This is a genomic window from Marinobacter sp. MIT932201, from assembly GCF_047123295.1.
Classification (GTDB): Bacteria; Pseudomonadota; Gammaproteobacteria; order Pseudomonadales; family Oleiphilaceae; genus Marinobacter; species Marinobacter salsuginis.
Genome location: NZ_CP138917.1, coordinates 2,252,327 through 2,275,753 on the forward strand (window position 1 = coordinate 2,252,327; position 23,427 = coordinate 2,275,753).

Consider the following 23,427-nt stretch of genomic DNA (forward strand, 5'->3'; position numbering starts at 1 on the left):
TTCGGCCAAAGGGCTGAGCGTGCGATCAAGGTTCCATACAAGAGAAAGGGCAATCAGGGTATGACCCGAATGCAGCATTGGTTTACAAACATTCTGAGGTGGTTCGATTCCGAGGCGGGTTCGGATCACATCGACACGACATCCAGATCATTCAATTTTTTGCGGGTTATCCCGTTCATAGCGCTTCATCTGGCATGTTTGCTGGCGTTTTACACGGGGGCAAGCGCATTCGCCATCGGGTTTGCGTTTGCGTTTTTCCTGGTGCGGATGTTCGCGATTACAGGATTCTATCACCGGTACTTTGCCCACAAAACGTTCAAGACCAGTCGCCCTGCCCAGTTCGTATTCGCTGTTCTGGGCGCCAGCGCTGCCCAGCGTGGCCCCCTGTGGTGGGCAGCGCATCACCGACACCATCATCAGCACTCCGATGATGAACTGGACCTTCATTCGCCTCACCAGGGCGGTTTCTGGTGGTCACACATGGGCTGGTTCACCTGTGACGCCGGGTTTGCAACGGACGAACGCCGCGTTCGCGACTGGCTCAAGTTTCCAGAGCTCAAACTGATCAACCGGTTCGATGCGCTGGTTCCTGCCCTGGCAGCCGTCGGCATCTATGCCCTGGGCGAAGCTCTGGCAGCCTGGGCTCCGGGCCTGGGCACCAATGGGCTGCAGTTGTTGGTGTGGGGTTTCTTTATCTCGACCGTGGTGTTGTTCCACGCCACTGTGTCGATCAATTCCCTCTCCCACGTCTGGGGCAAACGCCGGTTCGAGACATCCGACGACAGCAGAAACAATTTCTGGCTGGCTCTGATTACCCTCGGGGAAGGATGGCACAACAACCATCACCGCTGGCCACAGTCTGTCCGGCAGGGCTTTCGGTGGTATGAAATCGATATCACATGGTATGGACTGTGGCTGATGTCGAAGCTGGGAATCATCTGGGAGCTTAATCCGATTCCCAAGCATATTCAGGAGGAGACACGCGAACTGGATAAAGCGAGGAGGAGCAACAAATGACAACCGCCTCAAAGATCGAAGTCGGTAAGCGGAACTCGGCGCTTCCGGCGGCGCTCGGCCATTTCAGGGCGCTCTTCAACGAACTCGATAAAGGCAATCTGAACAAACTTTCAGAGGTCTACAGCGAGGATATCCGCTTTCAGGACCCGCTGGAGACAGTACAAGGGCTTGATGAGCTCACCCGCTATTTCGCCGGAGCCTATGCAAACGTTATTTCCTGCCGCTTCGATTTTGGCGAGGCGATCGTTCAGGGAGAATTTGCCGCCGTGCCCTGGGTGATGCTCCTGCGCCACAAGCGGATTCGCAAGGGGCGGGAGGTTCAGGTTCGGGGCATAAGCCATCTGGAGATACGTGATGGCATGGTGTGCTACCACCGCGACTACTTTGACGCTGGGGAAATGCTTTACGAAAACCTGCCGGTAGTTGGCAGGGTCATTCGCTGGATCAAGGATCAGGCAGGATGAGTGATCGACTTCAGGAAACCTCGAATATCTGGATAACCGGTGCCAGTTCAGGCATTGGCGAATCCGTTACCCGCGCACTTGCACGCGGCGGTCATCGGCTCGTTATTACCGGGCGACGCAAGGGAGCGCTCGAGGAACTGGCATCCGTGGCGCCCGACAGGATTATCCCGGCTGCAGCGGACACCACCAGCAAGGAGGATCTTCAAGCCATTGCGGGGTCGCTTGAGAACCACGGCGACCTGAACATGGTGATTCTCAACGCCGGTACATGTGAGTATCTGGAGATAGCACACTATGACAGTGATGTTATCGAGAAGAACATCCACACCAACGTGATTGGCACAGCCAGGTGCCTGGATATTGCCCTGCCCGCTCTGCGCCGCAGCCGGGCGAAGGGGCAACCGGCCACCCTGGTGATTGTCAGTTCGTCTGCCTGGTGGTTTCCGTTTGGCCGGGCCGAAGGTTACGGCGCTTCCAAGGCTGCGCTGACCTACTTTGCCCAATCCCTCAGGGCGGATCTCGCGGCCGAGGGTATTGATGTGGTTGTAGTCTCTCCTGGCTTTGTAAAAACCCCTCTGACCGACCGCAATGATTTCCCGATGCCCTTCCTGGTCTCGGCCGAGGACGCGGCAGAACGGATTGTCAGCGGGCTGGCGCGTGGTAAAAACGAAATCGCTTTCCCGAAGCGATTTACCTGGATGCTCAAAGTGCTTGGTGCCCTTCCCCGGCCCCTGATTGACCGGATGTCGGCCTCCATGGCCCGTAAAAGTAACGCCGAACAGGAATACAATGGATGAGTAGTGAACGTCAGCGAATTGCTGTCATTGGGGCCGGCGTTTCCGGCCTCACGGCTGCCTGGCTCTTGGCCGAGAAACATGAAGTAAAGATTTTTGAGGCCGGCGACTACGCCGGCGGTCACACCAACACCGAAGAGGTAGAGGCCGGTGGTCGTACCTGGCCGGTAAACACCGGGTTCATCGTGTTCAACGACTGGACCTACCCCAATTTCATCAAGCTGATGGAGCGGCTCGGGGTTGCATCTGAGGTCAGCGACATGAGCTTCAGTGTGGATTGCAGCAGCACCGGCCTGCAATACAACGGCACCAGCCTCAATACCCTGTTTGCCCAGCGGAAGAACCTGCTCAACCTGCCATTCCTGAAGATGGTCCGGGAGATTCTGCGGTTTAACAAGGAAACGCGGGCTGACCTGGAAGCGGGCAACATCAACAACGAAGAAACCCTGGGCGAATACCTGAACCGGAATGGCTATTCCCGTTACTTCCGGAACTACTACATCGTGCCCATGGGAGCGGCCATCTGGTCAGCGCCGGAAATCGTGCTGGAACAGTTTCCGATCCGCTTCTTCCTGCAGTTTTTCAACAATCACGGCATGCTTTCGGTGGATGACCGCCCCACCTGGCGGGTGATTTCAGGCGGCTCCGCCCAGTACGTAAAGAAAATGATGTACAGGCTCGGTGATGGCATGCATCTGAACAGCCCTGTTGACAGGGTTGTCCGGAATGAAGGCGGCGTTACGCTTACTGTGAAAGGCGAGGAACACCACTTCGACCAGGTGATCTTTGGCTGTCACAGCGACCAGGCGTTAGCGATGCTCGCCGACGCATCCGACAAGGAACGCGACATTCTGGGCGCCATGGCCTACCAGAATAATGATGTGGTACTCCACACCGACAGCAGTGTGTTACCGGATAATCGCCGGGCGTGGGCGGCCTGGAACTATTTCATCCCGACCCATAGTACCGAACCGGTCTCGGTTACCTACAACATGAATATCCTGCAGAATTTCCACGATGCCCCGGAAACTTTCTGTGTGACCCTGAACCGCAGCCGTGATATTGATCCCGACAAGGTTATTAAACGCTTCGAGTATGCTCACCCGGTATTCACACTGGACGCGGTGGCTGCCCAGGAACGCTACGACGAAATCAGCAATCAGAATCGGACCCATTTCTGCGGTGCATACTGGTTCAACGGGTTCCACGAAGACGGTGTTCGCAGTGCGCTGCGGGTAACCGAAGCCTTCGGGGTGGAGCTTTGATCATGAACAGCCAGTGGCTGGAGGGTACTGTCCGGCACAGACGGAAGTACCCGGTGCAACACGAATTCAGCTACAGCACGGGCATGCTGGCCCTGGACACCGACGAGTGGGACACGGTTTCAGGGGTCAGTCCGCTGTTCTCCCTGGAACGTTTTAACTGGATTTCCCTGAAACGCAGGGATTATTTCCGACCGGACACCGGGGACCTCTCGGTTGCGGTTCGCGATCACGTTGAGGAAGCCACGGGCTGGCGCCCCGACGGCGAAGTGGAGCTGATCACCCATCCCCGGTATTTCGGTTATGTGTTCAACCCGGTCAGTTTCTACTTTTGCTACCGGTCCGGGGAGCGCCCGGCTGATGGCGTGGTTCCCAAAGTGATCGTTGCCCAGATTACCAACACCCCCTGGCACGATCGCCATGTCTATTGTCTGGAAACCATGGGGGCAGAACCTAACCAGGCCGGGTGGCGCACCGAGCGGTTCGGCTTCAGCAAGCGTTTTCACGTCTCGCCATTCAATGGCATGAACCAGCACTACGAATGGACATTCAGTTTCCGCGGCCCGGATCTCAGAATTCACATGAATGTTCTTGAGGGCGACCGAAAACATTTTGATGCCACCCTGGTAGTCCAACGCACACCTCTCAATCGTAAAGATGTGCACAGAAGTCTTCGAAAGTTTCCGCTTGAAGCATTCAAGGTTGTGGCCGGCATTTACTGGCATGCGCTGCGCCTCAAGCTGAAGGGGGCACCGTTCTACAGCCACCCGGACAAGCTTCCCGAAGACGACAGCGCCTACTGCCGTGGGCACGATGATTCCGGACTGGATGTCACCAGCTCCGAGGCCAATGACAAGATTCGTGGAAGGGTAAGCTCATGGAGAACCTGAATACCTCGGTTGAAAACACCTCATCCGATTCCGGCAGCCTGCCGGTTCTAAGCCGGTTTGCAAGGACTCTGGTGATTCAGCAGCTCCGTCTACTGGGCGAAGGCAAATTGACAGTCAGGGAATCCGGTTTTGAAGATCTGGTATTCGGAGATGATAACAGCCAGTACCAACCTGCCGAATTGATCGTTCATGATCACAGTACCTGGCGTGATCTTCTGACCGGCGGAAGTGTCGGTGCTGCGGAGGCCTTTGTGGCCGGTGACTGGTCCACGCCCGACCTGGTTGCCCTGCTCCGTTTCTTTACCCGTAACGTTGACCGAATGAACGAGTTTGAAGACCGGTTCAGCTGGGTTACCAAACCGGCCCTGAAAGGGTTGCATTGGCTAAACCGGAACACCAAGGAAGGCTCGCGGAAGAACATCAGCGCCCATTACGATCTGGGTAACGATCTGTTCGAGGCGTTCCTGGACCCAACCATGATGTATTCCTCAGCCATATACCCAAGTGCCGAATCCACGCTAGAAGAAGCGGCTGTGCACAAGCTGGATACCATTTGCCGGAAACTCGATCTCCAGCCTGGCGACAAAGTGATTGAAATCGGCACCGGCTGGGGCGGCTTTGCGATCCACGCCGCCAAACATTACGGCTGCCACGTGACTACCACGACCATTTCCAGGCAACAGCTGGAGTTGGCGAAGGCGCGGGTTCAGAAGGAAGGCCTGGAAGACCGTATTACCCTTCTGTTTGACGATTACCGGGATCTTGAAGGCCAGTTCGACAAGCTGGTATCCATCGAGATGATCGAAGCCGTCGGCCCGCAGTTCCTGGACAGCTACTTCTCCCAGATCAACGCGCTGTTAAAGCCCGATGGGCTGGCACTTGTGCAGGCCATCAACATGCCGGAGCAGAGGTACCACAGGGCCCTGAAAAACGTCGATTTTATTCAGCGCTTCATCTTCCCGGGCAGCTTTATTCCCTCTTTCGGCGCGATCCTGGAGTCCGTCCGCAATGAGAGCAAACTGGTGCTGACCCATGCCGAAGACATCGGATTTCACTATGCCCGAACGCTTCACGACTGGTGTGAACGCTTCATGGCTCAGCGTGACAAGCTGGATTCCATGGGCTACGACGAGGCCTTCCGTCGCCTGTGGCACTTCTACTTTGCCTATTGCGAGGCGGGCTTCAGTGAACGTGCCATTGGCGTGGCGCAGCTGGTTTTCGCCAAGCCCGGCAACAAACGTGAGAACATCCTGAGCGTATGATCGCCTCTGAAACTGCCCGTAACATCCTGAACTTTCTGCTGTTCCAGGCAGGCTGGTTTGCCTGCGTGTTTTATCCGGGCCTGATCGGAGCTGGCGTGGTGGTGGTTTTTCTGGTGCTGCACTTTGTGCTTGTGAGCCAGAACCGAATGACAGAGCTGCAGTTTATCGGCCTGGGAACCGTGGTTGGCTCCGTTCTGGACGGCATCTGGTTCCGGACCGGAATTCTGGACGACGGAACCGGACAGGTGATGCTGACGCCACCGTGGTTGGTGGCCATCTGGGCCATTTTCATGACCACTCTGAGCCATTCTCTGGACTGGATCAGCAAGAAGGCGTGGTTGCCGTTCGTTCTTGCACCCTTCGCTGGCCCGTTCGCCTACTGGTCCGCCAGCCAGCTCGGCGCCGTGCAGCTGCCGGAGTTGATGCCCTCACTGATCGCACTCGCATTTGGCTGGCTAGTGGTTTTTCCATTGCTTTTGTACGCCCGCAAAACGCTTTATCCGGAGCTGGTGCAATGAGAACCAGGCCTTTGGTCGTTTCCTTTGCCTTGATGACTGCAGCGTTGCCGGCGGTGGCACAGGATTTTCGCTTCACCGGTACCGCGACCACCGACGGCGGTAACGTCATCTACGAGGAACGGCATGCCGTTGATGGAACCTGTGAGGAAGGAATCTTCCGGCCCCGACAGCATGAAGTGGCCTATCACAAGCCTGGCTCGGAAGCGTCGTTCGCGCGTAAGTCCCTGGAATATGGGGCGTCAGTTCTGCGACCGACCGTGGATTTCTTGCAGCCCACGTTCGACGAAAAGATGGAGATCACCTATCCCGAACCCGATACTCTGATGATCAACTGGCAGACGCCTGGGGGTGATTCGGAGCGGTTCCAGGTGGGGTACTCGTCCAATACCGTTGTCGATGCGGGGTTCGACAACTTTGTCCGCCAGAACTGGCAAAGCGTACTGGCCGGTGATCCGGTAGAATTCCGTTTCCTCGGGCCTACCCGGGGCGAGCACTATGGCTTTGTGCTGGAACGTGTCGAGAACGAACAAATAGACGCCGACCATGTAGTCCAGATACGTCCGACAGGCATGGTGCTGAGGTTCCTGGTGGATCCTATCGTGCTGGGTTACAACAACGCCGGTGCCCTTTCCGATTATCTTGGCCTGACCAATATCCGGAAAAACCAGGACGAGAACTACACCGCACATATTCGCTATTCCGTGCAAACCAGCCCGGATTGTGAACTGACCCCCTGAAACTGTCGCCCCTGCCAAGGCAGACCCAGGGGGTCAGTGTGTTAAACTCCGCCGGGAACCAACGCCGGAGAGTTTTTCGTAATGATGTTCGTCTCTTTCAACGTCAACAGTATCCGTACCCGCCTGCATCAGCTTGAGGCCGTCATCGACGCCCTGGCTCCAGATTTTATCGGTCTTCAGGAAACCAAGGTCCAGGACGACGACTTTCCCGTCGAAGCAATCCGCGAACTCGGCTACCACGTCCACTTTCATGGCCAGAAGACCCACTACGGCGTTGCGCTGCTCTCAAAGGCTGAGCCGGACGAGATTGTCAAAGGCTACCCCTGGGACGGCGAGGACTCCCAGCGCAGATTGATCACCGGCCAGTTCACCGTAAATGGTGAAAAACTGACAGTAATTAACGGCTACTTTCCCCAGGGCGAGAGCCGCGACCACCCGGTGAAGTTCCCTGCCAAGGAAAAATTCTACGCCGATCTGATGCGCTACCTGGACGAGCTCAAGCAAGCCGGAGGGCATGTCGTGGTCATGGGCGATATGAACATCTCTCCAACCGACAAGGACATTGGCATTGGCGCAGACAACGCCAAGCGCTGGCTGCGCACCGGCAAATGTTCCTTCCTGCCCGAGGAGCGGGAATGGCTGGGCCAGGTTGAGTCGCGCGGCTACACCGATGTATTCCGCCACCTGCACCCGGACGAGGCGGACACATTCAGCTGGTTCGATTACCGCAGCAAGGGATTTGAACGGGATCCCAAGCGCGGTCTCAGGATTGATCTGATCATGGCCAGCGACAGTCTGCTGCCCAAAGCCCGCCAGGCAGGCGTTTCCTACAACATTCGCGCCATGGAACGGCCGTCCGACCATTGTCCGGTCTGGGCGAGCTTCGAACTCTAGGGGCTGGCCGGGCGCGACATGAAAAAAATCAAAACCCGCGACCGTATTCTCCAGACCAGCCTGGCGCTGTTTAACAGCATTGGCGAGCCCAATGTCACAACACTGCTGATCTCGGATGAGCTGGATATCAGCCCGGGCAACCTTTACTACCACTTCAAAAGCAAGGGCGACATTGTCGAGGAGCTGTTCGACCAGTTCGAGCACGACATGGTGGATCTTCTCGCGGTTCCGGAAGACGCCGACATCAGCCTCGATCAACAGGGGTTTTTCCTGCACCTACTGTTTGAGACCGTCGCCCGCTACCGGTTTCTCTACCAGGATCTGGTGAACGTTCTGTCCCGGTACGATCAACTGCAGGTTCGTTTCAAGCGCATCCAGAAGAAGAAAATCGTCGCGTTCAGAACCATTTGCGACAGCTTCCGGCGCCAGGAAATCATGGCAATAGACGCTGAAGAACTTGAGTCTTTGTGTGAGCAGTTAACGCTAACTGCCTGTTACTGGAGTGCTTTCGACACCCTATCCCACTTGGACGACAGGGAATCGGTCGATCCGGGGCGTGGGGTCTACCAGATGATGCACCTGATCCTTCCCTACCTCGAACCCGGCCACCGCGAAGAAGCCCGACTGATGAGCCGGGACTATCTCTGAGGGGCGTGATTATTCCTCTTCATCATCACCGGCACGATTGCGCAGGCGGGCAAGCTCTGATTCAAGGGCTTCAATCCTCCGTTCCAGGGATTCGATCTCTTCCCTGCGGTGGATCCCCAGGCGCCTCAGTGCCCCGGAAACCCGTTCATCAAACATGTGCTCAAGCCGGTCCCAGGTACCGGTGGCACGTTCACGAACCCCTTCGACCCGGTCTTCCACGGACTTGATCTGCTTCTCGACCACACCCCGGGTTTTGTTCTCCAGTTGCTCACCTTCCTGAACAAGACGATCGAAGAATCGGCCGGTGTCCTCTTCGGCTTTAGTATAGGCACCCAGCCCGGCCAACCAGATCTGGCGGGCGGAATCCTTGATTTTTGCCGCCAGTTGCGGATCATTCTCCGGCTTATTGTCGTTCTCGTCAGACATGTAACAACCTCGGGGGTACGGATATTTCTTTCGACGACCTATTGTATTACAGGTTTGGCCGGATTTCAGTCGGCCTGAGAGCCGCACAGTGAAAGGCCGCAGTATAAAGACGTATCCGATATGAAAAAATGTTTTCAAACGAAAGTGACTCTCGCTTGAAGTGTTCAAAATATAGTCAATACTTCCCAATACCGGCGTCCCTGCTGATGCCGGTTTGTCTGGAAGTCTTTCATGGATACTACTCGCACGCCTCTGCCCGGCATCCTTTGCCGGGCTTTTTTTTGGTATTATCGCCCCCAGATATATGCTTATTCCAAAAACCACGTTTAACGTTCGGAGTAACAGATGATTGAAATCGCCTGGAGTAACTTCACCCCCTGGTCCGCGCTTCTGGGGGGCATTCTGGTGGGCATCGCCGCTGCCAGCTTTCTGCTTCTGAACGGTCGTATTGCCGGCATCAGCGGAATTCTCGGTGGGCTTCTTGCGCCGGCAAAGGGCGATATCGCCTGGCGCCTCGCGTTTCTGTTGGGGTTAATCGGTGCTCCGGCTGTCTGGGTACTGGCTACTGAACTTCCCCCCATTGAAATCGAAGCCGGCTATCCGGCTCTGATTATTGCCGGACTGCTTGTCGGTATCGGCACGCGATACGGTTCCGGCTGCACCAGTGGTCACGGAGTTTGCGGGCTGTCGCGGCTTTCACTTCGCTCGTTGGCCGCCACCCTCAGCTTCATGGCAGCCGGATTTGTCACTGTTTATGTCATTCGTCATCTTCTGGGAGTCTGACGCCATGAAATTTTCACTTGCCTCCCTGTTTGCCGGCCTGGTTTTTGGTCTGGGCCTGATCGTGTCCGGTATGGCAAATCCCGAGAAGGTGCTCGGCTTCCTGGATATTGCCGGCGCCTGGGATCCTTCACTCGCCTTTGTGATGGGCGGAGCCATCATGGTGGGCGTGGTCGCGTTTGCCGTTGCCCGTAAACGTACCCTCTCCTTTCTCGGCTTCCACATGAAGATGCCCACCAGCAACCATATCGACAAACGGCTGATCCTGGGCGGTCTGATGTTCGGCATCGGCTGGGGCATAGCCGGTTTTTGTCCCGGCCCCGGGCTGGTCGCGCTCGGTGCCGGCGAAATCAAGGCGGCGGTGTTTGTGGCCGCCATGGTCGCGGGTATGGGCATCTTCGAGGTGATTGAGCGCAGCCGCGCGAAAGCATAAGTAGTTTCTGTTAATTTTCCTGCCGCCATTCTGACACAGCCCGGAGGCTATGCGATCATGGCGGCAGCCCCACTACTCGATCCGGAGAGAACATCCATGGATATCAGAAAGATTGATGACAACATTTCAGTTGCACCCCAGATTTCCGTCGAAGATGTGGCAGAGGCCGCCAGGCTGGGTTTCAAGACCCTGGTAGCAAACCGCCCTGATCACGAGGAACCCGGCCAACCGGCAATGGCAGACATTGAAGCGGCCGCGCGGGAACAGGGCCTTGAGTGGGTCTATATGCCGGTGGAGTCAGGCAACATCACCGATGGCGATGTAAACCGATTTGCGCCAATGATCCGGGACGCGGAAAAGCCCGTACTGGCCTTCTGCCGCTCCGGAACCCGCTGCACCGTGTTGTGGGCATTGAGTGCGGCCAGAAATACATCAGCCAATGAAATCTTTACCAAGGCACGCAACGCCGGCTACGACATCTCAGGCCTTGCGCCGAGGATGGCACAGCAGGCCGCCGATAACAGCTGATAATCCAACCGTTTCATCTACGTTCAGGATCCACCGCATGCAATACAAAGGTTCAGAGAATTTCAGCCACAACCAGCCCGACCGATTGGGCGTGCTGGTCACCAACCTGGGCACCCCGGACGCCCCGACCACCTCGGCACTCCGGCGTTACCTGGCTGAATTTCTCTCGGACCCGCGAGTGGTGGAACTGCCCAGGCCACTGTGGTGGCTGATCCTGCACGGGGTTATCCTCCGCATTCGGCCAAAGCGCAGTGCGGAGGCCTATTCCAGTGTGTGGCAGCCAGAAGGCTCTCCCCTTCTGCTGCACACTGCAAAGCAGGCTGAGGGCATCCGGGAGGCCCTGAAACGCAAGTATGGGCCCAACGTGGTCGTCGGGTTTGCCATGCGGTACGGCAATCCGTCGATTGCACGGGTTCTGGATGAGATGCAGGAACAGGGAGTGCGGAAGCTGCTGGTTCTGCCGCTGTACCCCCAGTACTCGGCCTCGACCTCTGCATCCACTTTCGACGCCATCGCCAGGGATTTCACCAAACGGCGCTGGCTGCCGGATTTCCGGTTTATTTCCCATTACCCGGATTACCCGCCGTACATTGAAGCCATGGCGCGCCACATCGAGGCCCATTGGTCGAACCACGGGCGGAACCAGAAGCTGGTGTTCTCCTATCATGGGGTGCCACTGAAATACCTGACCAAAGGCGACCCCTACCACTGTGAATGCCACAAAACCTCACGGTTGCTGGCGGAACGCCTTGGCCTGAGCAAGGAAGACTACATGACCACCTTCCAGTCCAGATTTGGCAAGGAAGAGTGGCTCAAGCCCTACACGGATGAAACCCTGAAATCTCTGCCGGGCAAGGGCGTGAAATCCATCGACGTGTTCTGCCCCGGCTTCTCATCGGACTGCCTGGAGACCATTGAGGAAATCGACGAGGAAAACCGCGAGTACTTCATGGAAGCCGGCGGTGAAGGCTTCAGCTATATCACGGCACTGAACGCCACGCCCGGCCACATCGAAGCTCTGGTGAAACTGATCGAGGATAATCTGGAAGGCTGGCAGGTGCCGAAGAACGAACCTGATGCACTGGCTGCACGGCAACAAAGAGCCGATGAGCAAAAAGAAATGACCTATCCGGGCCGGGATCTTTGAGCCGGCCCAGGCTTACAACCGGGGCAGTATCAGCTGCTCCGTTCCCCCCCCGTCTCCCGCTCATTCGCTGAAAGATCCGGTACAGACTGGCAGAACGTGCATTCCTCAGTATCAACCGCAGCACCGCCTGCCTCCACGTAACGCACCCTGTGACTGGCCTTACCCCGATTTGCGGAGACAGAGAACTTCCGATCGCGGCGTTCCATTGAGCGGTCGCGTGATGGGTGATTCTTCTGGAAGTTAGTCATGTTTCGTCCTCATACGTTCGATAACTGGATAGTGAGGGTGACCTGGCGCCAAACCAAGTAGGGATAAACACGACGATCCGTGGGGAATTGGTGCTAAAGAGTTCTTCGGGGAGACAAGGGATAGAAGGAAAAATGGCGGTGGGCCAGGGATTCGAACCCCGGGAAGGCTACTAACCTTCGGCGGTTTTCAAGACCGCTGCATTCAGCCACTCTGCCAGCCCACCGGTTTTTCCATTCGCCGCCATTGCGACAGCGGTGTGCATGATACCGGAATTGCCTGTGCTGTCAACGCTCTGCATAAAACCCGCCGTATTTTTCAACATTAACGGTTTTTAATGGAATCCGGGAGCCGGTTTCCTGTCGTAAATGATTGAAAGTTGCGTATCTGACACTATTATGAGACACAGTATCCAGTCGTTATAAACGGAGATGACAATGGAAGACAGACGATTCGGCGTTCAGAACTCTCAGGGAGCCTATTCGACTCCCCAGACCGAGCGCGCGACCACTGGTATCAGCGATGACGCGATGAAGGTGTTGCGCAACACCTACATGCTCCTGGGCATGACTCTCGCCTTCTCGGCGCTCACCGCATTCCTGAACATGAACGGAACCCATCCGGGCTTCCTGATCACCATTGTGGGATACATTGGCCTGCTGTTCGCAACCTATAAGTTGAAGAACAGCCCGTGGGGCATCGTGACCACGTTCGCGCTGACCGGCTTCATGGGTTACACCCTGGGCCCGATCATCGGCGCATTCGTAGCCGCCGGCGCGTCCCAGATTGTTGCCCAGGCTCTGACACTGACGGCTGTCGCCTTTGTTGGCCTGTCTGCCACGGCAATCATTACCAAAAAAGACTTCAGCTTCATGTCGAGCTTCCTGACCGCTGGTGCCTTCGTATTGATCGGCGCCATGCTGCTGGCCTTCCTGATGGAGAGCTCTGCTCTGCATCTGGCAGTGTCTGCTGGCTTCACTATTTTCGCCTCCATCATGATCCTGTTTGAAACCAGCCAGATCATCAAAGGTGGAGAGCGCAACTACGTGATTGCCACCGTTGGACTGTATGTATCCATCTACAACCTGTTCGTCAGCCTGCTGCACTTGCTGTCTGCGTTCAGCGGCGAAGATTGATGCCAGACTGATTAAGCTGGCTCGAAACCCCGGCAGTTGCCGGGGTTTTTGCTTTCGGTAAACTGAAAGCCCTGAACGACAGATCAGGAACACACAGGAAATATGGCCGAAACTGCTTCTGAAAGCTTCACCCTGGTAATTACCGGCGCGCCCTACTCTTCCCAGGCGCCCCAGACCGCCCTTGGGTTTGCGCAGGCGGCGGTAGACGCTGGCCATCGCATTGACCGGGTTTTTCTCTACGGTGATGGCGTGCATCTTGCGTCAGCACTGAGCGCACCGCCATCGGACGAAACCCACTGGCCCGAGGCGTGGTCGCAGTTTCTCACCGAGCACAGCATTCCCGGTGTTGCCTGCATTAGCTCTGCGCTGCGTCGTGGGCTGGTAAACGAAACCGAGCAGAAACGCTACGAGTTGCCCGCATCCAATCTGCGCGCCCCGTTTGGAATTGCAGGGCTCGGCGAATGGGTCGAAGGACGGATAAAGTCCACCCGAACTCTCTACTTTCACGCTGGAGACTGACCGTGAGCACTCTGATCATGATTGACCAGGCTCCTTACGGCACCTGGAGCGGGCGGGAAGCACTGGATATGGCGTTTTCGCTGGCAGCTTTTGACCAAGCGGCGTCACTCCTATTCACCGGAGCTGGCGTCAACTGGTTAAAAAAGGGCCAGGAAGCCGAAGGCATTGGCCAGAAGTCAGTGGACAAGAATCTCGCGGCTGCGCCTATTTTCGGTATAGAAGCCATCCTGGCGGATCGCGCCGCATGCCGCACCTACGGACTGGATGAGAACTCGCTCATTGAGGGCGTAACTCTGGTAGATGCAGACGCCGCCCTACTTGCCGCCTATGACCACACCGCTTTCGCAGGTTGATCCATGACTGCCATCCAGACATTGCACATTCTGAACAAGTCTCCGGACCACCCGCGTGCAACCCGCTGCCTTGAGATGGTCGCTGAGGAGGATTGCCTCTTGCTGATCGGCGGGGGCGTTCTACTTCTTGCAACGGATAATCTGCCTGGGATCAGCAGGGTATTTGCACTCACGCAGGACCTCGATGCCCGGGGACTGGCCAATCTGGCAGGTAACGTCAGCGCTGTGGATTACGCGGAGATGGTTTCGCTGTCAGTTCAAGCACAACGGGTAATCAGTTGGTAAGCCATGACCAATACCACAATGCCGGAACGAAATAACGAAGGTTTTCTTGAAGACGCCCGAGACTGGACGGAAGATGTCGCGGCTACCATAGCCGCTGAGGACGGAATGGAGTTGACCGAAAAACATTGGGAAATCATAGAGTTTTTGCGGTCTTTTTATAAGGAACATGAAATATCGCCACCCTCGAACCGCCTGTTCGTGAAAGCGGTCAAAGAGGCCTTGGGCGAGGACAGGGGCAACAGCATTTATCTGATGCAACTGTTTCCCGGAACCCCAGCCAAGACCGCCTGCCGGATAGCCGGGCTTCCCCGCCCCACCAATTGCCTGTAGCGCCGCGCAGCAGCTCACATACCGACAAAGGATAGGAACTGAAGCAGCCCTGCCAGGGCACCGAAAATACCGCCCACGAGCATCAGTTGGAGTTCCTCTTCCCTGAACGCCGGGCGAAGAATGTCCTGGAATTCATCCGGTTTCAGTGCCTTCATCTGCCCCGACAACACTTCCGCCACCACCGGCGCCCTCTCCCGGTTAAACGCGGGGTCGCTAAAGACATCTCCAGTGGCCAGAACCGCCTTCTGGTTCATCACCCGTTGCAGTTCGGTGTAACCCGTCATGCCCATGGTCACCTGCGCTGTCAGTTTCATGATGACGGAATTGTCCAGCAAGGGGCGAAGATGTTTCTGGATGATTGCCCGGGTCCTGTCGCCCTGACTGCCATTGATCATGGCATCGGCAACTTTCTCAACCGTGATCAGTTCTTCGGCCACCAACTTTGCCCAGACATCGCTGATCTCTGGTTGCCTGCGCAGAAACAGTCCCTGGATTTTCCAGAACAGAAACCGGCGCGGCCTGAGCGGGGAGAAGATCAGGTTGATCGCAATCCAGTTGGTTACGAACCCGACCACAAAGCCCCCGAGGGGCAACAGCCAGGGTTCTGGATAATGGGTCCACAAAGGCACGAGGACTGCCCCGAGGATGCCGCCGATAATCGCGCCACGGTTGATCACGGACTGGAGTTCCACCGCCCCGGCTTGCTGGAAGATCCGGTTCATCATATCCGGGTGCTTCTCCAGTTCCCGGCTGAGCAACGCCTTGAGATCCACCAGCTCATCCAGATCATCGCCAAAGTCCTCGACCAGCTCCTCCACCCGGGACGGCAATTGCTCCCGTGCCCACTGGTAAATCCGATTCCTCAGAAACAGGGGTAGATTGTCCCAGAGGACCGGCTGAATCTCGTACATGACTTCATCAATGTACTCATCCATTCTGGGTGTGACCTGGGAAACAACCTGCTCAACGATGCGCTGGGGTTCGAGCTTCTGATAGACGGCGTTGAGATCGCCGAACTGCTGGAGGGTCCTGTCGATGCAGATGTGCGCCATCTTTTCCGCCTTGCGGGGAATAACCCCCTGCCAGCCCACCAGGCCCACGCCGATGAATTGAACCGGGTAAAAGGACATCTGGATGGCAAGCCAGTTGGTCAGCCAACCAACAACGGCCGCCATGAGTGGCACAGACAGAAGCGCAACGTCGTACAAGTTTGACCCCGGTGTAAGAGTGTAATCCGTTCAAGCCGGTGATAATGCTGTTAACAGGCAGCCAGGATGGTACATGCCTGATGTTTCCGTGTATGTGACGAATGATGAAGTAATTGAAATGTCACAACATTGGCCGTGTAGCCAGGGGGATGAGGGTACTGCGGCAGTCTTGAGTGGGCGCCGCGCCCGGAGGGCGCGGTCCACAGGAAAGAAAAGACCTTGGCGCTTACTGGTAGTAGGCGTTTTCAGTGTAAGAGTGGTCGGTCACATCCCTTACGGCAGTGATTTCCGGAACACGCTCCCGAAGGGTGGTCTCTACGCCCTGTTTAAGGGTCAGACTAACTGCAGAGCAACCCTGGCAGCCGCCACCAAAACGCAACACCGCCACTGATTCGTCAACGATCTCTACCAGAGACACCTCGCCGCCATGGGCTGCCAAGTTGGGATTGATTTCGGAAGCCAGAATGTAATTCACCCGGTCCGGAAGCGGCGCATCGTCATCAATCTTCGGCACCTTTGCGTTCGGTGCCTTGATGGTGAGCTGGCCACCCATCTGGTCTTTGGAGTAATCCACGTACGCTTCTTCAAGGAACGGAACGGAATTGTGGTCCAGATAAAGGATGAACTTGTCCAGATCCACCTGCTCATCCGTCGGTACAACTTCGTTGGGTGGGCAGTAGGCCAGACAGGTCTCGGCGTTCTTGGTGCCGGGCTGGGTAACGAATATACGCACACCCATGCCTTCCACATCCTGTTTTTCGATAAGTTGTGCAAGATAGTCCCGTGCGGGATCTGTCACAGTAACCTGAGCCATGTTTTCAACCCGTTTGAAAGTTTGAGTTTATTTTAAGGGAGTTCGCGGGAACATGAAAGACCAAGTAAAATAGTCGGGCTTTACGACGATAATCAATTTCCCGTATTGGCAGGTATTTGCAGAAGGCAGTTGATAATCGTCATTCGTACTAAGACGGACTCAGGCATTTTTGCTATGATCCCGCGCCATTGACATTAATACTGCGTTATTAACGACATCCGGAAGTACTTCTATGACCGATCGCACCACCCGTCTCGACCAGCTCCATAAGGCCCTGCAGGAACGCATTGTGATCCTTGATGGCGGCATGGGCACCATGATCCAGAATCTCAAGCTGGACGAGAAGGCGTTCCGTGGTGATCGGTTTGCCGACTATGATCGGGAAGTCCAGGGTAACAATGATCTTCTGAACCTGACCCAGCCTGCCCTGCTCCGCAATATTCATGCGGATTACCTGGATGCCGGCGCAGATATTATCGAAACCAACACCTTTAACTCCACCCAACTGTCCCAGGCAGATTACGGACTGGAGGCAATTGCCAAGGAACTGAACGTGGCCGCTGCCAGGCTGGCCCGTGAGATTGCAGACGAATACACCGCCAAAAATCCGGACAAGCCCCGTTTTGTGGCTGGCGCCGTCGGGCCCACATCGCGCACCGCGTCCATTTCACCGGACGTGAACAACCCGGGCTACCGGAACGTCGATTTTCAGACCCTGGTCGACAACTATTATGAAGCTGTCGAAGGACTGGCCGAGGGTGGTTGCGACCTCATCCTGATCGAAACCATATTCGACACCCTGAACGCCAAGGCGGCGATCTACGCCACGCAGCAATACTTTGAGGACAGTGGCATCACCCTGCCGATCATGATTTCCGGCACCATCACCGATGCCTCCGGTCGGACCCTTTCCGGCCAGACCACCGAAGCCTTCTGGAACTCGGTAGCACACGCCAAACCTATTTCAGTAGGCCTTAACTGTGCGCTGGGTGCAGACGCTTTACGTCCGTACGTGGAGGAGCTATCTGACAAGGCTGAAACCTACGTCAGCGCGCACCCGAACGCCGGTCTTCCCAACGAGTTTGGCGAATACGACCAGACCCCCGAGGAAATGGCCGAGATTATCGAAGGCTTTGCCCGTGATGGCTTCCTGAACATCATCGGCGGCTGCTGCGGTTCGCGACCGGACCACATTGAAGCGATTGCCCAGGCGGTGGCCAAATACCCACCCCGGAAGATTCCCGAACGCCCGAAGGCGTTACGCCTGTCTGGCCTCGAGCCGTTTACCGGGGACGACAATGTTCTGTTCATTAACGTGGGGGAGCGAACCAACGTCACCGGGTCCAAGCGTTTCCTGCGTCTGATCAAGGAAGAACAGTACGAAGAAGCTCTCAGCGTTGCCCGGGACCAGGTTGAGAACGGTGCACAGATCATCGATATCAATATGGATGAGGGCATGCTGGAGTCCAAGGAGGTGATGGTTACCTTCCTGAACCTGGTTGCCTCCGAGCCGGATATCTCGCGGGTACCGATCATGATCGACTCCTCCAAGTGGGATGTGATCGAAGCAGGCCTGCGCTGCATCCAGGGCAAGGCCGTGGTGAATTCCATCAGTCTCAAGGAAGGCGAAGAAGAGTTCATAAAGCGGGCCAGGGACTGCATGCGCTATGGCGCCGCAGTGGTGGTGATGGCCTTTGACGAACAGGGCCAGGCCGACACCTACGAGCGCAAGACAGAAATCTGCAAACGCTCTTATGATGTACTGACCAGTATTGGCTTCAACCCGGCGGATATCATCTTCGACCCCAACATCTTCGCCATTGCCACCGGCATCGAAGAGCACAACAACTACGCGGTGGACTTCATCAACGCCACCCGCTGGATCCGGGAAAACCTGCCCCACGCTTCGATTTCCGGCGGCGTGAGCAACGTTTCTTTCTCGTTCCGGGGCAATGACGTGGTCCGGGAAGCCATCCACTCGGTGTTCCTGTATCACGCCATCAAGGCCGGCATGAACATGGGTATCGTGAACCCCGGCCAGCTGGTGATCTATGATGAAATTGATCCGGAGCTCAAGGAGCTGGTAGAAGACGTTGTCCTGAACCGGCGCGATGATGCCACCGACCGCCTGCTCGAGATTGCCGAACGCTTCAAAGGTAAAGGCGGCAAAACCCAGGAAGAAGACCTCGCCTGGCGTGAATGGTCTGTCGAAAAACGCCTCGAACACGCCCTGGTGAAAGGGATTACAACCTATATCGTCGAGGACACCGAAGCCTGTCGCTTAAACGCCAGCCACCCCATCGAGGTAATCGAAGGCCCGCTCATGGACGGCATGAACGTGGTCGGTGATCTCTTCGGCGACGGCAAGATGTTCCTGCCCCAGGTGGTCAAGAGCGCCCGAGTGATGAAGCAGGCCGTCGCGCACCTGATTCCCTACATTGAGGCAGAAAAAACCGAAGACCAGAAAGCCAAGGGCAAGATCCTCATGGCCACGGTGAAGGGCGATGTCCATGACATTGGGAAGAACATCGTGGGCGTTGTGCTCCAGTGCAACAACTACGAGGTGATTGACCTAGGCGTGATGGTGCCCTGCGACAAGATCCTTGCCGCCGCCAAAGAGCATGATGTCGACCTTATTGGCCTGAGCGGCTTGATCACGCCGTCCCTGGACGAGATGGTCCACGTGGCCCGTGAGATGCAACGGCTGGATTTCAACATCCCGTTGATGATCGGCGGTGCGACAACATCGAAGGCTCACACAGCGGTGAAAATCGAGCCCCAATACAAAAATGACATTGCCCTGTATGTGTCGGATGCATCCCGCTGCGTGAACGTGGCATCCCAGCTTCTCAGCAAGACTGCAAAGCCGGAATTTGTCGAAGCGGCCCGCACCGAATACGACGAGATTCGTGAACGCCGGAAAAACCGCGGCGACCGGACCAAGCTGGTGTCTTTGAAAGAAGCCCGCGACCGCGCGCCGGAAATCTCCTTCGAAGGCTACCAGCCTCCCAGGCCGGCATTCACCGGTATCCGGGTATTTGAGGAATATGACCTCACTGAGCTGGTGGATTACATCGACTGGACACCGTTCTTCCTGTCCTGGGACATTTCCGGCAAGTACCCGGCCATCTTTGATGATCCGAAACGCGGCGAGGCGGCTCGTCATCTGTTCGACGATGCCCAGAAGATTCTTCACCGGATGATTGACGAAAAACGGGTCCAGGCCCGTGGCGTTATTGGTTTCTGGCCAGCCAACCGTCGGGGCGACGATATTGTTCTGTACGCAGACGAGTCGTGCGGAGAGGAGCTGACCACCCTGCACCACCTCCGTCAGCAGGATGAAAAGGCACCCGGCAAACCCATGATGGCACTGTCTGATTTCGTTGCGCCTGAGGGCTCCGGTACTTTGGACTACGTGGGTGGTTTCGCTGTGACCACAGGCATTGGCGCGGAAGAGTTCTCACTGGAATTCAAAGACGCCAACGATGATTACAACGCCATTATGGTGAAGGCGTTGGCCGACCGTCTGGCGGAAGCGTTCGCAGAACGCATGCACGAACGGGTCCGACAGGAGTTCTGGGGCTACGCGGCCGATGAAAAGCTGGCCAATGAAGACCTGATCAAGGAAAGGTACCGCGGGATACGGCCTGCACCGGGCTATCCGGCGTGCCCGGATCACACCGAAAAGGCAACCCTGTTCAACCTGCTTGAAGCCACTGACACGGCAGGTATTGAGCTGACTGAACATTTCGCCATGTTCCCGACTGCGGCCGTATCCGGCTGGTACTTTGCACATCCGGAATCCAAGTACTTTGCAGTAGGCAAAATTGGCGTTGACCAGGTTGAGGACTATGCTGAACGCAAAGGCATTTCCAAGGCCGAAGCAGAGCGCTGGCTAGCGCCAAGCCTGGCCTACGATCCGGCAGAATAAACTTCGGCCAACGCACAGACCAGGGGCGGATGTATGACGGAGACTTCAAAGGCAGAAAGAAAGGATCAAGAGAAGCAGCGCGGGCCTAGCGTTTTAAAAGTCATGCAAAGCATTCTGGCCGGCGCTTTCGGGGTACAGTCCGACAAGCGCCGGGAAGAGGACTTCTCAAGCCATAGCCCCTGGCCCTATATCATCGCCGGCATTCTGTTCACAGCCAGCTTTGTGGTTGGCCTGATCGTTATCGTGAATCTGGTCCTGGCGAGCCAGTAAGATTACTGGCCAGCCACCCAGACAACGGCGAACGCAACGGCAAGCACCACCAGCAGAACGGCGGCAACGGCATCGGCCTGACTATCTGAGCGTACGGTCTTTTTCATGTCTGTTCCTCTTTCCGAGTTGGGTCTCGTGTTTTTCTTGTTTTCACACAGCCCGGCACATCGGCCCGGCTGCCTTTGTTAAGTTAAGCAGTTAATTGATATTCGTCCAGTCCATTGTTCCGCTTGCTTATCGCCTGAATCGATAAACATATTTTGAAATAATTATTTTAAGAATATAAACCCGCTGTTATCCTTCCCCCCAGATATAAGGCCGTCGGCCTCGATATGTCGCTTTCAAGCAGGATCTTCCCACTATGTACGTATACGATGAACACGATCGGCAAATGGCCGCCGAGAGGGTTGCCCAGTTCCGTGACCAGACCGAAAGGGCTCTGGCCGGTGAGTTGGCAGAAGACGAGTTTCTTCCCCTTCGCCTGCAGAACGGCCTGTACGTTCAGCGTCTTGCCCCCATGCTCAGGATCTGTGTTCCCTACGGCATGATGCGTTCGGACCAGCTTCGTAGACTTGCCCGGATTACCCGGGACTACGATAAAGGCTATGCGCACTTCACCACCCGCCAGAACGTTCAGCTTAACTGGCCGGCGCTGGAAGACGTTCCGGATATTCTTGCGGAACTCGCCGAGGTGGAAATGCATGCCAACCAGACCAGCGGCAACTGCATTCGTAACACCACCACAGACCAGTTCTCCGGTGTTCAGTCCGATGAAATTGCGGATCCGCGCCCCTACTGCGAAATCATTCGACAGTGGTCCACCTTTCACCCGGAATTCGCCTTCCTGCCGCGAAAGTTCAAGGTTGCCGTGAATGCGTCCGAGCATACCGATCGCGCCGCCATCCAGGTGCACGATATCGGCTTGCAGATGGCGCGTAATGAGGCTGGCGAACTCGGCTTCCGTGTTCATGTTGGTGGCGGCCTGGGTCGGACACCCATGGTTGGCCCGGTTATCCGTGAGTTCCTTCCGGAACTGGACTTGCTGACCTACCTGGAAGCCGTGCTGCGCGTCTACAACCGGTATGGCCGGCGGGACAACAAGTTCAAGGCCCGGATCAAGATTCTGGTGAAGGCGCTCACTCCCGAAGGCTTCGCCGAGAAGGTGGAAGCCGAGTGGCAGCACATCAAGGATTCCCCTACCCGGCTGACACCGGAGGCGATTCAACGCATCCAGGCTTACTTTACCGAGCCGGATTACGCGGCACTGGATAATGCCACAGACCTGCTGGCCAGCCAGCGCTTTGAGAATCGGGGCTTCGATCAGTGGCTGACCCACAATGTGGACACCCACAAAAAGCCGGGCTACGCCATTGTCACCCTGACCATGAAAAAGACCGGTACACCTCCGGGAGATGTCAGCGACAAACAACTGGAGCAGATTGCCGATCTGGCGGACGAGTTCAGTTTTGGCGAAGTTCGGGTCACCCACCAGCAGAATGTGGTGCTGGCAGATGTGCGCCAGGATCGCCTTTTAGAGTTGTGGCAGGCCATTACTCCGATGGGCTTCGGCACCGCGAACCTGAACACCCTGACGGACGTCATCTGCTGCCCCGGCGGCGACTACTGCGCGCTGGCTAATGCCAAGTCCATCCCTGTGGCCGAAGCCATCCAGCGGCAGTTCGATGATCTGGACTACCTGTACGACCTGGGCAACATTGATCTGAACATCTCCGGCTGCATGAATGCCTGCGGCCACCACCATGTCGGCAATATCGGTGTTCTTGGCGTCGACAAGAAGGGTGAAGAGTTCTACCAGATCAGCCTTGGCGGTTCGTCCCACCACGACGCCTCGATTGGCAAGATCCTGGGGCCGTCATTCGCCCGGGACGAGATGCCCAAGGTGATTTCCAAGATCATTGATGTCTACGTTGATAAGCGCACGGAAGAAGAGACCTTCCTGGATACTTATCGTCGTGTCGGAATTGATCCTTTCAAGGAGCGGGTATATGCCTAACGTTATTTCTCCGGACGGCAGCATCCGTCAGGACAACTGGGTTGTGGTTCCCCGCCCGGCTGAGGGTGAATCACTGGACATCCCGGCTGACCAGCCGGCATTGATCCCGGCGGATCTGTGGCTGGCCGGTTACGAGCATTTCACCGGCAGACAGGATATCGGCGTGTGGTTTGACAGCCACGACGAGCCGGAGATCCTGAATGGCCACGTCAATGAGCTGCCGGTGATTGCGGTGAACTTCCCGAAGTTCAGTGATGGCCGGGGTTACAGCATTGGCCGTTTGCTGCGGGAACGCTTTGGCTACGTGAACGAATTGCGTGCCATCGGCGACGTGCTATTGGATCAGCTGCAGTTCATGAAGCGCTGCGGTTTTGACGCCTATGTGCTTCGAGCTGACAAGGACATCAACAAAGCCGCACGGTGCCTGAACTTCTTCAGCCAGGGTTATCAGGCCGCCACCGACACCGACATGCCTCTCTTCCGCCGTCGGGCCTCCTGATTTAGATCGGAAGAATGAAGAG

At 56.4% G+C, this 23,427-nt stretch carries 26 protein-coding genes and 1 tRNA gene; 23 read left to right on the forward strand and 4 right to left on the reverse strand.

What is annotated here, in order from left to right; genetic code table 11:
* The first annotated feature begins 60 nt into the window (after nt 1-60).
* The 10 genes from SIC15_RS10205 (at nt 61) to SIC15_RS10250 (ending at nt 8,486) form a co-directional block, all read left to right on the forward strand.
* The gene (locus SIC15_RS10205; RefSeq protein WP_069183592.1) at nt 61-1,017 is read left to right on the forward strand and encodes an acyl-CoA desaturase; all 957 of its coding nucleotides are present in this window, start codon (nt 61-63) and stop codon (nt 1,015-1,017) included.
* Nucleotides 1,014-1,481 carry a nuclear transport factor 2 family protein gene (locus SIC15_RS10210; protein ID WP_412535778.1) on the forward strand — a complete coding sequence of 156 codons (468 nt, stop codon included), beginning with the start codon at nt 1,014-1,016 and terminating at the stop codon, nt 1,479-1,481. Before SIC15_RS10205 ends, SIC15_RS10210 begins: the two co-directional genes overlap by 4 nt.
* Complete coding sequence (locus SIC15_RS10215) at nt 1,478-2,278, forward strand: SDR family NAD(P)-dependent oxidoreductase (protein ID WP_412535779.1); 801 nt, start codon at nt 1,478-1,480, stop codon at nt 2,276-2,278. Before SIC15_RS10210 ends, SIC15_RS10215 begins: the two co-directional genes overlap by 4 nt.
* Nucleotides 2,275-3,540, forward strand: coding sequence for an NAD(P)/FAD-dependent oxidoreductase (locus SIC15_RS10220; RefSeq protein WP_412535780.1), 1,266 nt, complete (start codon nt 2,275-2,277; stop codon nt 3,538-3,540). The genes SIC15_RS10215 and SIC15_RS10220 overlap by 4 nt, the downstream gene beginning before the upstream one ends.
* Before the next feature lie 2 nt (nt 3,541-3,542).
* Complete coding sequence (locus tag SIC15_RS10225) at nt 3,543-4,427, forward strand: DUF1365 domain-containing protein (protein WP_412535781.1); 885 nt, start codon at nt 3,543-3,545, stop codon at nt 4,425-4,427.
* Nucleotides 4,415-5,689 carry a class I SAM-dependent methyltransferase gene (locus tag SIC15_RS10230; RefSeq protein ID WP_412535782.1) on the forward strand — a complete coding sequence of 425 codons (1,275 nt, stop codon included), beginning with the start codon at nt 4,415-4,417 and terminating at the stop codon, nt 5,687-5,689. The genes SIC15_RS10225 and SIC15_RS10230 overlap by 13 nt, the downstream gene beginning before the upstream one ends.
* Nucleotides 5,686-6,207 carry a DUF2878 domain-containing protein gene (locus tag SIC15_RS10235; RefSeq protein ID WP_136632205.1) on the forward strand — a complete coding sequence of 174 codons (522 nt, stop codon included), beginning with the start codon at nt 5,686-5,688 and terminating at the stop codon, nt 6,205-6,207. Before SIC15_RS10230 ends, SIC15_RS10235 begins: the two co-directional genes overlap by 4 nt.
* Nucleotides 6,204-6,944, forward strand: a complete 741-nt coding sequence (locus SIC15_RS10240) for a hypothetical protein (RefSeq protein WP_136632204.1) — start codon at nt 6,204-6,206, stop codon at nt 6,942-6,944. The genes SIC15_RS10235 and SIC15_RS10240 overlap by 4 nt, the downstream gene beginning before the upstream one ends.
* An 81-nt stretch (nt 6,945-7,025) precedes the next feature.
* A complete protein-coding gene (gene xthA / locus SIC15_RS10245; protein ID WP_412535783.1) occupies nt 7,026-7,838 on the forward strand; it encodes an exodeoxyribonuclease III in 813 nt (270 codons plus the stop codon).
* A gap of 18 nt (nt 7,839-7,856) precedes the next feature.
* Nucleotides 7,857-8,486 carry a TetR/AcrR family transcriptional regulator gene (locus SIC15_RS10250; protein ID WP_136632202.1) on the forward strand — a complete coding sequence of 210 codons (630 nt, stop codon included), beginning with the start codon at nt 7,857-7,859 and terminating at the stop codon, nt 8,484-8,486.
* Nucleotides 8,487-8,495: 9 nt separating this feature from the next.
* On the opposite strand, the gene SIC15_RS10255 is transcribed toward SIC15_RS10250, so the two are convergent.
* Nucleotides 8,496-8,912: a phasin family protein gene (locus SIC15_RS10255; protein ID WP_069183582.1), complete on the reverse strand. Its 417-nt coding sequence runs from the start codon at nt 8,910-8,912 to the stop codon at nt 8,496-8,498.
* A 345-nt stretch (nt 8,913-9,257) separates the two neighbouring features.
* Between SIC15_RS10255 and SIC15_RS10260 the strand changes: the two genes are divergently transcribed.
* The 4 genes from SIC15_RS10260 to hemH all read left to right on the forward strand — a co-directional run bounded on the left by SIC15_RS10260 (nt 9,258) and on the right by hemH (nt 11,800).
* A complete protein-coding gene (locus SIC15_RS10260; protein WP_069183581.1) occupies nt 9,258-9,695 on the forward strand; it encodes a YeeE/YedE family protein in 438 nt (145 codons plus the stop codon).
* A gap of 4 nt (nt 9,696-9,699) precedes the next feature.
* A complete protein-coding gene (locus tag SIC15_RS10265) occupies nt 9,700-10,125 on the forward strand; it encodes a YeeE/YedE family protein (protein WP_153633487.1) in 426 nt (141 codons plus the stop codon).
* Nucleotides 10,126-10,221: 96 nt separating this feature from the next.
* A complete protein-coding gene (locus SIC15_RS10270; RefSeq protein ID WP_412535784.1) occupies nt 10,222-10,653 on the forward strand; it encodes a TIGR01244 family sulfur transferase in 432 nt (143 codons plus the stop codon).
* A gap of 37 nt (nt 10,654-10,690) precedes the next feature.
* Entirely contained in the window at nt 10,691-11,800 is a 1,110-nt protein-coding gene (hemH, locus tag SIC15_RS10275) for a ferrochelatase (protein ID WP_069183579.1), read from the forward strand.
* A gap of 381 nt (nt 11,801-12,181) precedes the next feature.
* On the opposite strand, the gene SIC15_RS10280 is transcribed toward hemH, so the two are convergent.
* Nucleotides 12,182-12,272 (reverse strand) — tRNA-Ser (locus SIC15_RS10280).
* 211 nt (nt 12,273-12,483) lie between these two features.
* Here SIC15_RS10280 and SIC15_RS10285 point away from each other — a divergent pair.
* From SIC15_RS10285 to SIC15_RS10305, 5 genes are all read left to right on the forward strand, one after another.
* Nucleotides 12,484-13,182 carry a Bax inhibitor-1/YccA family protein gene (locus tag SIC15_RS10285; RefSeq protein WP_069183578.1) on the forward strand — a complete coding sequence of 233 codons (699 nt, stop codon included), beginning with the start codon at nt 12,484-12,486 and terminating at the stop codon, nt 13,180-13,182.
* Nucleotides 13,183-13,284: 102 nt separating this feature from the next.
* Nucleotides 13,285-13,701 (forward strand): sulfurtransferase complex subunit TusD, encoded by a 417-nt coding sequence (gene tusD / locus SIC15_RS10290; RefSeq protein WP_412535785.1) that lies wholly within the window; start codon nt 13,285-13,287, stop codon nt 13,699-13,701.
* A 2-nt stretch (nt 13,702-13,703) separates the two neighbouring features.
* Nucleotides 13,704-14,054 (forward strand): DsrE family protein, encoded by a 351-nt coding sequence (locus SIC15_RS10295; RefSeq protein WP_412535786.1) that lies wholly within the window; start codon nt 13,704-13,706, stop codon nt 14,052-14,054.
* Nucleotides 14,055-14,057: 3 nt separating this feature from the next.
* Nucleotides 14,058-14,339 carry a sulfurtransferase complex subunit TusB gene (gene tusB, locus SIC15_RS10300; protein WP_136632245.1) on the forward strand — a complete coding sequence of 94 codons (282 nt, stop codon included), beginning with the start codon at nt 14,058-14,060 and terminating at the stop codon, nt 14,337-14,339.
* A gap of 3 nt (nt 14,340-14,342) precedes the next feature.
* The gene (locus tag SIC15_RS10305; protein ID WP_069183574.1) at nt 14,343-14,669 is read left to right on the forward strand and encodes a TusE/DsrC/DsvC family sulfur relay protein; all 327 of its coding nucleotides are present in this window, start codon (nt 14,343-14,345) and stop codon (nt 14,667-14,669) included.
* Between the two features lie 14 nt (nt 14,670-14,683).
* Here SIC15_RS10305 and SIC15_RS10310 read toward each other — a convergent pair whose 3' ends face one another.
* Both SIC15_RS10310 and nfuA read right to left on the reverse strand, forming a co-directional pair.
* The gene (locus SIC15_RS10310) at nt 14,684-15,877 is read right to left on the reverse strand and encodes a hypothetical protein (RefSeq protein ID WP_209397254.1); all 1,194 of its coding nucleotides are present in this window, start codon (nt 15,875-15,877) and stop codon (nt 14,684-14,686) included.
* A gap of 226 nt (nt 15,878-16,103) precedes the next feature.
* Nucleotides 16,104-16,691: a Fe-S biogenesis protein NfuA gene (nfuA, locus tag SIC15_RS10315; RefSeq protein ID WP_069183573.1), complete on the reverse strand. Its 588-nt coding sequence runs from the start codon at nt 16,689-16,691 to the stop codon at nt 16,104-16,106.
* A 232-nt stretch (nt 16,692-16,923) separates the two neighbouring features.
* Between nfuA and metH the strand changes: the two genes are divergently transcribed.
* The 4 genes from metH to SIC15_RS10335 all read left to right on the forward strand — a co-directional run bounded on the left by metH (nt 16,924) and on the right by SIC15_RS10335 (nt 23,405).
* Nucleotides 16,924-20,622, forward strand: a complete 3,699-nt coding sequence (gene metH, locus SIC15_RS10320) for a methionine synthase (protein WP_412535787.1) — start codon at nt 16,924-16,926, stop codon at nt 20,620-20,622.
* Nucleotides 20,623-20,655: 33 nt separating this feature from the next.
* Nucleotides 20,656-20,892, forward strand: coding sequence for a DUF2970 domain-containing protein (locus tag SIC15_RS10325; protein ID WP_153633490.1), 237 nt, complete (start codon nt 20,656-20,658; stop codon nt 20,890-20,892).
* A gap of 361 nt (nt 20,893-21,253) precedes the next feature.
* Nucleotides 21,254-22,906 carry a nitrite/sulfite reductase gene (locus SIC15_RS10330; protein ID WP_069183570.1) on the forward strand — a complete coding sequence of 551 codons (1,653 nt, stop codon included), beginning with the start codon at nt 21,254-21,256 and terminating at the stop codon, nt 22,904-22,906.
* Nucleotides 22,899-23,405 (forward strand): DUF934 domain-containing protein, encoded by a 507-nt coding sequence (locus tag SIC15_RS10335; protein WP_153633491.1) that lies wholly within the window; start codon nt 22,899-22,901, stop codon nt 23,403-23,405. The genes SIC15_RS10330 and SIC15_RS10335 overlap by 8 nt, the downstream gene beginning before the upstream one ends.
* Nucleotides 23,406-23,427: the final 22 nt, after the last annotated feature.

What these genes read in the sequence shown, in the direction of transcription:
- SIC15_RS10205 (WP_069183592.1), top strand. Translation starts at nt 61, where the DNA reads ATGACCCGAATGCAGCATTGGTTTACAAACATTCTGAGGTGGTTCGAT.
- SIC15_RS10210 (WP_412535778.1), top strand. Translation starts at nt 1,014, where the DNA reads ATGACAACCGCCTCAAAGATCGAAGTCGGTAAGCGGAACTCGGCGCTT.
- SIC15_RS10215 (WP_412535779.1), top strand. Translation starts at nt 1,478, where the DNA reads ATGAGTGATCGACTTCAGGAAACCTCGAATATCTGGATAACCGGTGCC.
- SIC15_RS10220 (WP_412535780.1), top strand. Translation starts at nt 2,275, where the DNA reads ATGAGTAGTGAACGTCAGCGAATTGCTGTCATTGGGGCCGGCGTTTCC.
- SIC15_RS10225 (WP_412535781.1), top strand. Translation starts at nt 3,543, where the DNA reads ATGAACAGCCAGTGGCTGGAGGGTACTGTCCGGCACAGACGGAAGTAC.
- SIC15_RS10230 (WP_412535782.1), top strand. Translation starts at nt 4,415, where the DNA reads ATGGAGAACCTGAATACCTCGGTTGAAAACACCTCATCCGATTCCGGC.
- SIC15_RS10235 (WP_136632205.1), top strand. Translation starts at nt 5,686, where the DNA reads ATGATCGCCTCTGAAACTGCCCGTAACATCCTGAACTTTCTGCTGTTC.
- SIC15_RS10240 (WP_136632204.1), top strand. Translation starts at nt 6,204, where the DNA reads ATGAGAACCAGGCCTTTGGTCGTTTCCTTTGCCTTGATGACTGCAGCG.
- xthA (WP_412535783.1), top strand. Translation starts at nt 7,026, where the DNA reads ATGATGTTCGTCTCTTTCAACGTCAACAGTATCCGTACCCGCCTGCAT.
- SIC15_RS10250 (WP_136632202.1), top strand. Translation starts at nt 7,857, where the DNA reads ATGAAAAAAATCAAAACCCGCGACCGTATTCTCCAGACCAGCCTGGCG.
- SIC15_RS10255 (WP_069183582.1), bottom strand. Translation starts at nt 8,912, where the DNA reads ATGTCTGACGAGAACGACAATAAGCCGGAGAATGATCCGCAACTGGCG.
- SIC15_RS10260 (WP_069183581.1), top strand. Translation starts at nt 9,258, where the DNA reads ATGATTGAAATCGCCTGGAGTAACTTCACCCCCTGGTCCGCGCTTCTG.
- SIC15_RS10265 (WP_153633487.1), top strand. Translation starts at nt 9,700, where the DNA reads ATGAAATTTTCACTTGCCTCCCTGTTTGCCGGCCTGGTTTTTGGTCTG.
- SIC15_RS10270 (WP_412535784.1), top strand. Translation starts at nt 10,222, where the DNA reads ATGGATATCAGAAAGATTGATGACAACATTTCAGTTGCACCCCAGATT.
- hemH (WP_069183579.1), top strand. Translation starts at nt 10,691, where the DNA reads ATGCAATACAAAGGTTCAGAGAATTTCAGCCACAACCAGCCCGACCGA.
- SIC15_RS10285 (WP_069183578.1), top strand. Translation starts at nt 12,484, where the DNA reads ATGGAAGACAGACGATTCGGCGTTCAGAACTCTCAGGGAGCCTATTCG.
- tusD (WP_412535785.1), top strand. Translation starts at nt 13,285, where the DNA reads ATGGCCGAAACTGCTTCTGAAAGCTTCACCCTGGTAATTACCGGCGCG.
- tusB (WP_136632245.1), top strand. Translation starts at nt 14,058, where the DNA reads ATGACTGCCATCCAGACATTGCACATTCTGAACAAGTCTCCGGACCAC.
- SIC15_RS10305 (WP_069183574.1), top strand. Translation starts at nt 14,343, where the DNA reads ATGACCAATACCACAATGCCGGAACGAAATAACGAAGGTTTTCTTGAA.
- nfuA (WP_069183573.1), bottom strand. Translation starts at nt 16,691, where the DNA reads ATGGCTCAGGTTACTGTGACAGATCCCGCACGGGACTATCTTGCACAA.
- metH (WP_412535787.1), top strand. Translation starts at nt 16,924, where the DNA reads ATGACCGATCGCACCACCCGTCTCGACCAGCTCCATAAGGCCCTGCAG.
- SIC15_RS10325 (WP_153633490.1), top strand. Translation starts at nt 20,656, where the DNA reads ATGACGGAGACTTCAAAGGCAGAAAGAAAGGATCAAGAGAAGCAGCGC.
- SIC15_RS10330 (WP_069183570.1), top strand. Translation starts at nt 21,254, where the DNA reads ATGTACGTATACGATGAACACGATCGGCAAATGGCCGCCGAGAGGGTT.
- SIC15_RS10335 (WP_153633491.1), top strand. Translation starts at nt 22,899, where the DNA reads ATGCCTAACGTTATTTCTCCGGACGGCAGCATCCGTCAGGACAACTGG.